Annotated in this window: 8 protein-coding genes; 6 read left to right on the top strand and 2 right to left on the bottom strand. The window is 48.8% G+C overall.

Annotation, left to right across the window (positions count from 1 at the left end):
• Nucleotides 1-108 precede the first annotated feature (108 nt).
• The 4 genes from ACOZIO_RS04275 (at nt 109) to ACOZIO_RS04260 (ending at nt 3,679) form a co-directional block, all read left to right on the top strand.
• Nucleotides 109-636, top strand: coding sequence for a hypothetical protein (locus ACOZIO_RS04275; RefSeq protein WP_129951760.1), 528 nt, complete (start codon nt 109-111; stop codon nt 634-636).
• A gap of 319 nt (nt 637-955) precedes the next feature.
• On the top strand, nt 956-1,369 hold the full coding sequence (locus ACOZIO_RS04270) for a GNAT family N-acetyltransferase (protein ID WP_129990460.1): 414 nt from the start codon (nt 956-958) through the stop codon (nt 1,367-1,369).
• Between the two features lie 257 nt (nt 1,370-1,626).
• Nucleotides 1,627-2,640 (top strand): alcohol dehydrogenase AdhP, encoded by a 1,014-nt coding sequence (gene adhP, locus ACOZIO_RS04265; protein ID WP_129951758.1) that lies wholly within the window; start codon nt 1,627-1,629, stop codon nt 2,638-2,640.
• A gap of 340 nt (nt 2,641-2,980) precedes the next feature.
• The gene (locus ACOZIO_RS04260; RefSeq protein WP_129951757.1) at nt 2,981-3,679 is read left to right on the top strand and encodes an extensin family protein; all 699 of its coding nucleotides are present in this window, start codon (nt 2,981-2,983) and stop codon (nt 3,677-3,679) included.
• Here ACOZIO_RS04260 and ACOZIO_RS04255 read toward each other — a convergent pair.
• Nucleotides 3,676-4,854, bottom strand: coding sequence for a M20 aminoacylase family protein (locus tag ACOZIO_RS04255; protein ID WP_129990459.1), 1,179 nt, complete (start codon nt 4,852-4,854; stop codon nt 3,676-3,678). The two genes, ACOZIO_RS04260 and ACOZIO_RS04255, sit on opposite strands and share 4 nt — an antisense overlap.
• Before the next feature lie 360 nt (nt 4,855-5,214).
• On the bottom strand, nt 5,215-5,472 hold the full coding sequence (locus ACOZIO_RS04250) for a DUF1883 domain-containing protein (protein WP_129951755.1): 258 nt from the start codon (nt 5,470-5,472) through the stop codon (nt 5,215-5,217).
• A gap of 516 nt (nt 5,473-5,988) precedes the next feature.
• Between ACOZIO_RS04250 and ACOZIO_RS04245 the strand changes: the two genes are divergently transcribed.
• Together ACOZIO_RS04245 and ACOZIO_RS04240 are read left to right on the top strand one after the other, a co-directional pair.
• A complete protein-coding gene (locus ACOZIO_RS04245) occupies nt 5,989-8,751 on the top strand; it encodes a WG repeat-containing protein (RefSeq protein ID WP_421594947.1) in 2,763 nt (920 codons plus the stop codon).
• Nucleotides 8,751-11,594, top strand: a complete 2,844-nt coding sequence (locus ACOZIO_RS04240) for a WG repeat-containing protein (RefSeq protein ID WP_421594946.1) — start codon at nt 8,751-8,753, stop codon at nt 11,592-11,594. Before ACOZIO_RS04245 ends, ACOZIO_RS04240 begins: the two co-directional genes overlap by 1 nt.
• The last annotated feature ends 85 nt before the right edge of the window (nt 11,595-11,679 follow it).

Below are 11,679 nucleotides of genomic sequence, written 5' to 3'. Positions count from 1 at the left end.
ACAAAATCTGTAGATTAAGAATAACAATAATAAATAATATCTCTCTGATGTTAAGGGAGAGAACGACCCCACAATGTGGGGAGATGTTTTTTCTAACAAGGAAAAATCATGGGTGCTTGTCCAACCTGTTATCGGGAAATCGATAACCATCACTGTCCGTTCTGTGAAGAAAAAGAACGAGATTTTCATCGCCATGACAACATGGGAGCATATGATAAAAGTCAATCCTATACGCCTCCCCCTAACAATCTCCAGCAAGATTACAAATCCTCATACGGGCATACCGGCGGGAGAAATTCTGGTACACCAGGCGCATTAGATAAACTTTTCAAAGGTTTTATCTACGCCAAATGGACGTCCTTGTTGCTGATAGTTGTTTTGGCTTACAAAATTTTCCTGTCATTAAGATTCCTGCTTCACTTTAGCAGTAGCTTTCTTAGCCTTGCTCCGTACGTACCGCTGGCAATACTGGTTGTTATCGATTTACTGCTGTTAGGTTTATTTATCAAAAAACATAAATCTAAAAGTAACGAAGCCGGAAAACCGTCAGCTTGCGGGCTCTTATTTATAGCATTGCTATTGTGGTTCTGGTATTTGCCGTTCGTGGTAATAACTGCATCTTTTAGAATGATGTAGTATCGAGAATCAAATTTGAGTGGCTAAAAGGGTGCGTTGTGCACCCTTTTTTTAAAGAGAGCCGGTTTAACAATAAGTGCATATTCCTTTCTGGGCGTGTTTTTTAACCTTTCATCTAAGAAGTTTTTCCAGTTTTACCCCCATCACATCTCAATTAAATTATACCCCCGGCTAATTAGGACATTTTTCGGGCAATCTTAGGTTCAGTGGATTTGAAGTGACTACTGGCTGTGCTTATCAGGGTGCAACTGAACACCTATTGCAATGTAATAATAATAATCCTATAAATGATAGCTAGGCTTATTGAATTGGATATTTTATGACTGTTCAGATTAAAAAGTTACTTCCTTCAGAGTGGGAAAGCGCATTCCCGATCATTGCTCAACTAAGAAACATCACCAAAGGCGAATTTTTAAAAAGCGTAAGAATTCAAACTCTGAACGGATATGAGCTTGTTGCTGCAGTCCTCGAAGAAAGGATTATTGGTGTGATGGGTATAAGACCTGTACACACGCTGGCACGAGGTTCTCACCTGCACATTGATGATCTGGTCGTTGATGAGAATGAACGCCAATCAGGGACAGGCAGATTGCTTCTTGATTTCGCTGTTAGTGAGGCTCAAAGCAGGGAGATGAATTTTGTTTTTCTTGATGCAAGGAAAGAGGCAATTCCATTCTATGAAAGGAATGATTTCATCTTCCACGCTTCTCCTTCAATGAAAAAAATCCTCTGATTTCACCGGGTTTAAGGCATGATTATTTCTTATTCTTGCAACAGAGGAGAACGAGTCTGATTGCTGTAGCCTTAATGTTGTCTTGAACCCATTATCCTGTGCTGCTTCATAGCTTCTAACCTCTTGCCCATCCACAATGGAAATAAAACTTTCCGCTCTCATGCTGAACTCTGCAGTTAAAGCATTTGATTCTCATTTGCAGCCGGACAAATAGCGTTGTAACGTTGAGGCTCCGCCACAACGTTAAGGAAAGGAAAATGAAAGCTGCTGTTGTTAATCAAGACCATTCAGTGGGCGTCGTCGAGAAGACTCTGCGCGACCTTGAACATGGTGAGGCACTTTTAGAGATGGAGTGCTGTGGTGTATGTCATACGGATTTGCATGTCAAAAACGGTGATTTTGGTGACAAGACCGGGGTCATCCTCGGTCATGAAGGGATTGGCATTGTAAAGAAAATTGGCCCTGGAGTCACTGCGCTGAAAGTGGGCGATCGTGCCAGCGTCGCGTGGTTCTATAAAGGCTGCGGGCATTGCGAATATTGTACAACCGGTAACGAAACGTTATGCCGACAGGTTATTAATGCAGGGTATACCATTGATGGTGGCATGGCTGAAGAATGCATTGTCTCGGCCGATTATGCGGTGAAAGTTCCCGACGGTCTGGAGTCTGCTGCTGCAAGTAGCGTGACCTGCGCAGGCGTGACCACTTATAAAGCCGTAAAAGTATCAGGTATTCAGCCGGGTAAATGGATTGCTATTTATGGCCTGGGCGGTTTAGGTAATCTGGCTTTGCAATATGCGAAAAATGTCTTCAATGCCAAAGTGATTGCTATTGATGTTAATGATCAGCAATTAGAGTTTGCCGCCGATATGGGCGCAGACCTGACCATTAATATGCTAAAAGACGATGCAGCAAAAATTATTCAGGAGAAAGTCGGTGGCGCTCATGCAGCGGTGGTAACGGCAACGGCGAAATCCGCTTTTAACTCAGCAGTTGATGCGATGCGAGCGGGTGGGCGTATTGTTGCTGTGGGTTTACCGCCGGAATCAATGAGCCTGAATATTCCTCGTTTGGTGCTTGACGGCATTCAGGTCGTGGGTTCACTGGTCGGTACCCGTGAAGATCTTGCCGAAGCGTTCCAGTTTGCCGCTGAAGGTAAAGTGGTGCCGAAAGTCACCAAGCGTCCGCTGGGCGATATCAATGCGATATTCCATGAAATGGAACAAGGCAAAATTAAAGGCCGGATGGTGATCGACTTTACCCATAAGTAAGCTTTTCAGTGTATCGGGTGACGCAGCTTAATGTCTTTTGCTGCGTCACACATGGCTTGATCTTGAGACGGCACAAAAAAAAGCCCGCTCGGGGCGGGCTGAAAGGGGTAATGCGAGGGTCTTACACACTATGAAGGACAGTTCACAGTGGACACAGGAGAAGAAACATCGTCTTCGGATATAAAAGTAACAAACCCAATGTCTATTTATGTCAAAACTAAGTAAGTTTATTTCCCGACTTGTAACCCCTTCAGAACACTGTTTACTTACCCGCTATACTCAAATATTACATGTGAAAAATCAATGTGCTGCTAAAGCCTGGTGGTGCTAAAGGAACACTATGCGATATTGGGTAAGCGTTATTGTGATTATCATTGTTGCCTGGTGCAGTGGCCCGTGGATAAGCCGTCACGTTCCGTCGGAATATAATCCTTTCTCACCGGTGACAATTAATGACCCGCCAAACTTCATTACCCGCTACAAATTAAGGAAGCTGGATAACAATCCTCAGCAATGTCTGGCTGTGCTTGAACGTGCCCGGCAAGAGGGGGCGATTAATTTTACCCGCGCCGGAAATACGGGCGGGAAATGCCCGCTGACTGATGCAGTACGGGTTCGCGGATTTGGGGATGTTTCATTGAGTTCAAGCTATCTGGCGAGCTGTCGTCTTGCACTAAGCAGCGCAATGTTTGTCGCACAGGTGGCGAAACCGCTGGCCATTCAGAAACTCGGTTCGCCGCTGGTACGTATCCATCATTTGGGCAGTTATGCCTGCCGGAACGTCTATAACAAGCCCGATGCCAGACTTAGCGAACATGCCACGGCGCAAGCGCTGGACGTTGCCGGTTTCTCGCTGGCTGACGGACACCATATGACAGTTCTGAAACAATGGCCTCAGTCTGGTGCAGAAGGGGAGTATGTGCGGACGTTATTTTCAGAGAGTTGCCCGTATTTTGGCAATTCCATCGGGCCGGAATACAATGCAGCGCATGCCAATCACTTTCACCTCGGCATGCGCTGGTTCGGTTTTTGCCGTTAATCCTCTAAATAGCGTTCGACCAGGCGCGTCCAGTAGGCTGCACCAAAGCTCAGGCTGTCATCATTAAAGTTGTAGGCCGGATTGTGTAGTACCGCACTGTCTCCATTGCCCAGGCGCAGGAAGCAGCCGGGCTTCTGTTGCAGGAAATACGCAAAGTCTTCACTGCCAGAGATTGGCGGAAGATTATCGATCACGTTTTCTTCACCCAGCAATTCTTTCGCCACTTCCATAGCGAATGCCGTTTCCTGGTCATGATTTACCAGCACCGGATATCCGGAAACATATTCAATTTCAGCGCGGGCGCCGTAACCGGCAGCATGATTTTCCACCAGAGTGCGGATACGTTTTTCAAGGATTTTGCGCACTTGAGGATCGAAGGAGCGAACGCTCATTTCAAGGCGCGCTGTTTCCGGGATGACATTCGCCGCATGGCCTGAATGTAATGAGCCTATGGTCACTACCGCTGTTTCATTGGGATCAATATTACGCGAAATAACCGACTGCAAGGCGATGACCAGACTGCTGGCAACCAGTATAGGATCCACCGTCATATGCGGTCGGGCCGCATGCCCGCCTTTGCCATGAACTGTGATATTAACCGTGTCGCAGGCTGCCATAAACGGGCCGGAACGGAACATCATTTTGCCAACCGGATAGCCGGGATGATTATGTAACCCGTAGACGGCATCACAGGGGAACCTTTCAAATAACTGTTCGGCCAGCATGCGCTCTGCGCCGCTGTTAAATCCAATTTCTTCCGCTGGCTGGAAAATAAGATGCGCTGTGCCGGAAAAGTTTTTGCTGCGCGCAAGCTGCGCGGCGGCGCCCAGCAGCATCGTTGTGTGGCCGTCATGGCCACAGGCATGCATTTTTCCGGGAAACTGGCTGGCGTAGCTTACGCCCGTTTGTTCGGTGATGGGCAGAGCATCCATATCTGCACGGATACCGATGCTGCGGGACCCGCTGCCAAGCTTCATGGAGCCGACAACGCCATACCCGCCAACGGCGGTGGTCACCTGATAGCCAAGAGATTCTAGCTTTTCAGCGACGAATGCTGCGGTTGCAGATTCTTCATTGGAAAGTTCTGGATATTGGTGCAGGTGCTGGCGAACCTGGCGCAATTGTGGAAGGAGATCCGCCACGTCAGCGAGGGTGCAAAGTGATTTCTTATTCATTATGGGATCTTTTTTGCCTGAAAGAAATCCGGCCGTTATGGCCGGTGCCACGTCATTACCTTTGACAGAATGCAATGTGAAATTCAGGCTGGCAATACCTAAATGAGACAGGAAAAGGTCTTTTGAAAATAATGGAATGTTCAATTCAATAACGGTATGCAATTGATGTAGCAAGCTAAAGTTTTTTCCGTGGCATTACGCAATTCAGTATTCTGTTGCTGGATGGTGTGAGCGGTTGCCTGTACCGTTGTGAGGTGAACGGGCTGGCAGGTGATTCAGGAAATATCAGGCAAATGGTTTTCCATCCACCTGATAAAAGGTCGCAGATAAAAAGCAGAGGGCGGGAGGTAATAGCGGTGTTCAGGCAGGCAGATAACTTATTGAATGCTCGAGTGAGTCACATTGAGAATCGATAAGCACATTCCATACGCCTTTATAAGGGATCCCGACATAAGCGGTATTTTGATCGTTAATTGTCAAAATATCGCCGAAACCTGAGTGGCGTCCTTTGCGCTCAACATCATTTTCACACATCAGATGAATGTGACATTTTTCTGAACAACGTATGACGACAGTGTCGCCACCAAACAGACTCAATCTGGCTCGAACGATAGGCATGGCTTCCCCCAATAAGATAAAACACCGGAAATACGCTGCAACCGAACACTACCTGATCTTACGCCACCCGAACCGGGAGTGATATTGGTCACAGAACGCTCTGGAATCTATAAAACCAGACAAAAGAGGGGGGAATAATGACCTTAATCAATAGTTGTAATAATCTTCCGAAGATTAATTGTTAGCCACTCGGGCACATGTAAATGAAAATGATCTAATTTCAAATAAGGAAATTGAAATGTTGTTGTCAGGTTATCGACAGGTGAGGAACCCAGATGAACGGTAACATACAGAGCGTATTTTTCTGCGAATTGATAATGTGTGTTCATTCGTTACAGAGTAATAAAATAGCTGCTTTTTCTTTCACAAGCTGACACCCTATAGGCTTATGGCATGTGCGCTCGCTTTAAATTGATTATTATCGGATTTTTTGCCGTCTCACGCGCCCCTTTTGCGGGTGATGAAAAAAATGCGGGCGCTACACTTTCTCATTTTATCCAGTTATAAGGGCATCGGATGAATTGCTCCGAAAAATTCAAATATCTCAGAAACTTCAGTGCGTTATCCCTGGTTCTGAATGCTTTTTTTAGCCTGCCGGCACATGCGGATGACGCACTGTTACGGGCGTGTGGTAATGCAAAAACAGCCAAGGATTGCCAGTTGCCTTTCCAGCAGGGACTTTCCCCTGTGCAGATGGCGTTATCCCGCGAACCACTCTGGGGTTATGTGGATACCACCGGGCATATGGTAATCAGGCCTGATTTCAGTGAAGCCCGGGGCTTTGTGAACGATCTGGCTGCTGCGAAAAAAGACGATAAATTCGGGTATATCGATAAAAAAGGCCACTGGATTATTGAGCCTAAGTTTACGCGGGCAACCGATTTCAATGCTCAGGGCACTGCCCTGGTCGTGACCGATAACCGTCTGGTGCTGATTGATCGCAAAGGTGCGGTCATAAAAACGTTGCCGTTTGCCGTTTCTCTGGACAGCCAGGGATTTGTGCGCGGTCAGGCACTGGCAAGCGTACAAACACAAGTTTCTCCTGCGTTGTGGAATGCCTCAACGGATCGTTCCCTTTCCCTTCCTGATGATGTTATTGCCCTGGACTTGCCTCAGTCCGGGCTGATCCCGGCTAAAAAGCGGGATTCTGCACAAGACGGTTACTGGGGATATCTGGACGAAAAGGGTGACTGGGCAATTGACCCGATGATCCTGAAAACCCGTGATGAGCCGCAACTTGGCGGCGATGTCGTTGCGGTGAAAACTAAGAACGTCTGGATGTTCGTTGACCGGCAGGGTGTCTCGTTAAACAAAGAGCAGTATAAATCGGTGCGTCTGCTGGTTTCGGGGAGCTGGCTGGTTACAGGCACAGATAACAGCAAACAACTGCTCAGCAATAATCTGGAAAAAGTACAGGATATTCCTGCAGATCAATCTGAGAATATCCTTGTCTGGGGCAAAGCTACGCTGGGAACGGGCAGTAAAGGTATTGTGATTATTGGTGCTGATAACCACGTTGCTTCGCTGAAAGTGAATAAGCCGCAAGTTCTGCAACAGGCGAACCGCCTTTGGGTGATGCAATCTGAGGGTAAAACGCCTCAGGTTGCGCAGATCTATGACAATAACGGCGTAGCACTTCTTAACGATGCCACGCTGACAGCGCTGAAAGATTACCAGCTCAGGCCGCTGGGTACGTCGCCAATGACCGATGACATCAGTTCTTTGGCGCAAGCAGATAGCCATGCAGCAAACAGCCTGCCATGGGCAGTTCTGACGCCCGCTGATACAACAAAACCGCCTGCAATTCTCACCTCCCAGGGAAATGTGCTTTCTGACCCGCAGTGGGCATCGGTTGACGGAGATGCTTCTCAGGCACCGTTGATCATCCACACGGAGAATAAAAAAGCAGGAGCGGTCGATGCGACAGGCAAATGGGTTATCCAGCCAGTATTTACCCAAATTTCCCCGTTTAACGGTGACTATACCTGGGCCACTGACAACGCTGGAAATACAGAGGTTAAGCACCTGATTGATCGTAGTGGTAACGCGATTGACGTTCCGGCAAATATTCAGCAAGGTGCTCAGCGTTTGTCATCCGGGCTGCTGTTTTATACTGAGGGTGAAAAAGACGCTCAGCGCTGGGGATTATGGGATGTCGCGAGCAAAAGCATCAAAGTTTCTCCTCAGTTTATCCAGATTGATTCGTTTAACGACGGTTACGCGCTGGCGCAGACAGATGCGGGCTGGGGCGTTATCAGAACCGACGGCAGTTGGGCGATCGCGCCTGATGCGGGCCGTAGCGGTAAATTCCAGTATATCGGGCAGGGTGTCTTTACTCTTTCCGATAACGATCAGCCAGGTGAACGCGGTGCACTTGCCAGCCATTACAGCCTCTACAGCGCTGAAAGCGGTCAGACTTTAGCGACAGATTTACTCTCAAGACCGCTGCCAGTAGGCCATCACCACTGGCTGGTTCAACCTGCCGAAGGTGGTGTTGCATTGCTTGATAATGCAGGGCGTTTTCCTGTCAGCAAGGCAATTACTGCATCCTCAAGCTCTGTTGATGGAGACTGGGTTATGCTCAGTTTCTCCCCTCATTTCGGGGCAGTTAACAGCCGGGGTGACTGGCAAATTCAGCCGCTTTATACCGCTGAATTTAATTTCATCCCACCTCTTAATCTGAGCCGTGCTGTCAGTGATGGCCGTATTACACTGATTAATGATCATGGGGCGGTGCCTTTAGAGGGGTTTGAGCAGGCTCAGGCGCTGAACTCGATGGCGCGTTTGGTCATGAATGATGACGCTACCGGCGAGACTGTGTTGTATGACAATGACGGCAACGAAATTCAGCGTTTCGCCGGACTCAATAGTCTGCAAGCGGATAAAGCCAGCTCCGGGGTGATCCCTGTTCGCGATGGCAACGGCCTGTATGGTTTTGTTGATCAGCAAGGGAAGAAGCTGATCGGTTCTTACTTCGATCAGGTGGGCGCAATGAGCAATAATTTTGCTACCGCCATGAAGAAATCGACTTATGGGAATCTGCTGGGCTATATCAATACTACCGGGCGCTTTGCTATTTTACCTAAGTTCGACTGGGCGAATGATTTCAGCGAGAAACATGCCTGGGCAGGGGGTAAAGGCGTGGTCAGCTTGCTTAACAGTGATGGTGCTGTGCAGGCTAAAATTCAGGTGCGCTGTAATCAGCGTGTCATTGTGGATGCAAAAGGGGCTTATCTCTGGCCAGCCAAGGCTCCTGCATGCGATAACGGGGGTAATTAATGTTTGTCAGCAAATCTTCAAGGCTACGAAATGCACTCCGTTATGCGCTGAATACCAGCAGCACACTGGCCTTATTGACGCTGACAGCCTCTGCAACTGCGGCTGAACCCGACAGTTGTTTTGCTCCGTTACCGGCGTCACAGGCGGAGGTGCAAACGCATAATGCATTGCCTGCGGTTCAGAATGCATGTATCCGCGATGTACATGAAAGCCGTGCAGCAGTGCTTTTGCCTGCAGCGGATACGCAGGGCGAACGTTGGGGCTTTTTAGATAACCAGGGACAACTGGTCATTAAACCCGTTTTTGAAAAAGTCGGTGACTATCATTTTGGTACCGCGGCTGCCATGCAACAAGGCAAGTGGGGATTCATCGATCTGACCGGAAACTGGATGATTCCGCCGGCTTTTGATCATGTTCAGCCCTTTACTGAATCCGGGCTGGCTGTGGTGACGGCAGGCGGAAAAACCCAGATTATTGACCGCAAAGGGGCACAGGTCGGTAAAGCGCTGGATGAATTAGTCGATGACGCCACCCTTAGTGACGGCGTTCCGGCCCGCCTGAGTCTGACGTATAACAGTGTTCTGCTTTCGCCTGACGGTGTCCGCCATGTGGCGACCGACAAAATGGAAGTCGTGGAACCTTTTGGCCCGAAAGATCTCTTTATCGCTTTTAACGCCAGCAAAGGCTACGGCATTGTTGATGGTAATCTTACCTGGCGTGTTCTGCCGCAATACAGCGCGATTACTCTTGATCCGCAAAACCCTTCTGTCGCGATGGCGAAAAATGCGGAAGGAATTACGTTAATTCGTACCGACGGCGTACCGGATGAACAAAAGTACTTGTCTGTCAGTGAAGAAACCGGGGCTTTTTGGCTGGCGAAAACTGCGGAAGGGATCAAGTTACTGGATAATTCCGCTGGGGTTATCGCAACCTTTAGCGAAGCAGAGGCCTCTTCACTGTATGTCTCCGGTGATTATGTGTTGAATCCCGTCACTAAAGACGCTCTGACATTATACGTACCTGGACGTAAGCAACCTCTTTCGTTGCCCGTTGGCAGTGAACCCTGGGAGCAGGACACCGGTGAATATCTGATCACCACTAAAGGTAATCCGAAAAAGGTTAATGCGATTGTTGCACCGTCCGGAGGAATAATCGGTGGCTCGCAGAATGTGGGATGGCTGGCGCAGATTACCGGCGCAGAAGTGATCAACCACCGTTTGTGGTTGCGTAACGAACAAGGAGAGGTTGTCAATATTGTGGATGCATCCGGAAAGGCGCTACTGACTCAGAAGAATATCAGTACCCTTGATGGAAGCCGGATTGAACCCCTGAATATCAGTAATGATACCACTTCTGCACAATCACCACTGGCGTTGATTCGCCCCGGTTCCGGAAACGCTAAAAACGGTGCCGGCTTCCTGCGTCCGGACGGCTCGCTTCAGCTTGAGAGCAAATGGCAGGATATTCAACCTGCTGATGCAAGCGGCAATATCGAACAGTTTATTGTTACAACGGCTGAGGGAACCGGTGTTATCGATGCCCAGGGCAAAATGGTTATCCCGCTGACAGAAGACAATATTTCGCCATTTGTTCATGGCTATGCGCTTGATTATCTCGATGGGAAATTGACCGCCCTGGATCACGCAGGTAAGCATTATGATTTGCCCGGCGTTTTCGAGATTGAGTCTGTTGGTAATGGCTGGTTCCGTTATCGTGAAACTGCAGCCGACGGCGCGCTCTGGGGCATCTTTGATATCAACACGCAGAAAACGGTTGTTCAGCCCTCTTATCAGGATGTCGGTGACTACGCCAACGGGCTGGCGGCCTTCAGAGCGCCGGGGGGCCTATGGGGCATCGTGGACAGCCAGGGTAAAACCATTGTTGAAGCGAAATATGCGAAGGCAAAACGCATCAATTCTGCACTCTGGTTACTGACACAACCGGCCGCCGCTGACCAAACTGAATCCAGTGTGGTTGCTGAAATCATAGGCAATGATGCGAAAGCAAGAATCGCGCCAACGGCCGGGTTATCAGTTACTCAGTTCAGTGATGGACGTATTCTTGCCACCTCTTTCGCAGGGCAGTCCTGGCTTTTGGATCCTCAAGGCAACATTGAATTGCATGAACAGCAAACCCGTATCAGTGCGCTGGGTGATTGGGTAAAATTATCCCGTAAACCACAGCAAGGCTATATTTCTGCGCAAGGAGAATGGCAAATTCAGCCAGTGGCGGAAGTTGCCCAAAGTTCTGCTTTTGTACAAGGCCGCGCTCTGCGTTCGACACCTGCAGGGTATGAGCTGATCGATGATAAAGGTGTGCGGGTAGCGGCTATGCCTCAGGGCCGATGGTCAATGCCGTCAGCCAGCGCATGGTCTGTCTCTTATGACCCGCAGGATGGCGCGCCAGCAACCCGTTATGTCGATAACACCGGTAAATTGATGCTGACGGTACAGGGACAAGCCAGTCTGATGGTGAATGATCACGCTGTACTGACACGCTCAGACGGTACGAAAACCTGGATAAACGCTCAGGGGAAACAAGCCGAAGGCATGGCGTATGCAGACTTAGGGTTGCCTGTGGATGGCCTGGCCTTCGCCAAAACTAACCATAATTACGGTTTTGTCGATATGCAGGGTAACTTTGTCATTGCCCCGCTATTCAGTGCCGTGTCCCCCTTTGACAGCGGGGTTGCCGTTGTTTCAACACCTGCGATGTCGATGATGATTGATAAAACAGGTAAACCGCTTGCAAGGGTCGACAGGGAATGCGGCATTGCCGTTTTATATGGCACCGGCAGTGCAAGACAGTGGCCGGTAGCGATGCCGGAGAACTGCGGACCTTAGTACATGTTACGGCTTGCAAAACCCGCTGCGGCGGGTTTTTTTGTGCTAATGTTTAACTGTTATGGCAGTGAACTATCTCAATTGA

Source organism: Rahnella sp. PD4 (assembly GCF_049199325.1).
GTDB lineage: Bacteria > Pseudomonadota > Gammaproteobacteria > Enterobacterales > Enterobacteriaceae > Rahnella > Rahnella perminowiae.
Note: the sequence above shows the minus strand (reverse complement) of the source record. Positions and strands in the feature narration are given on the sequence as shown.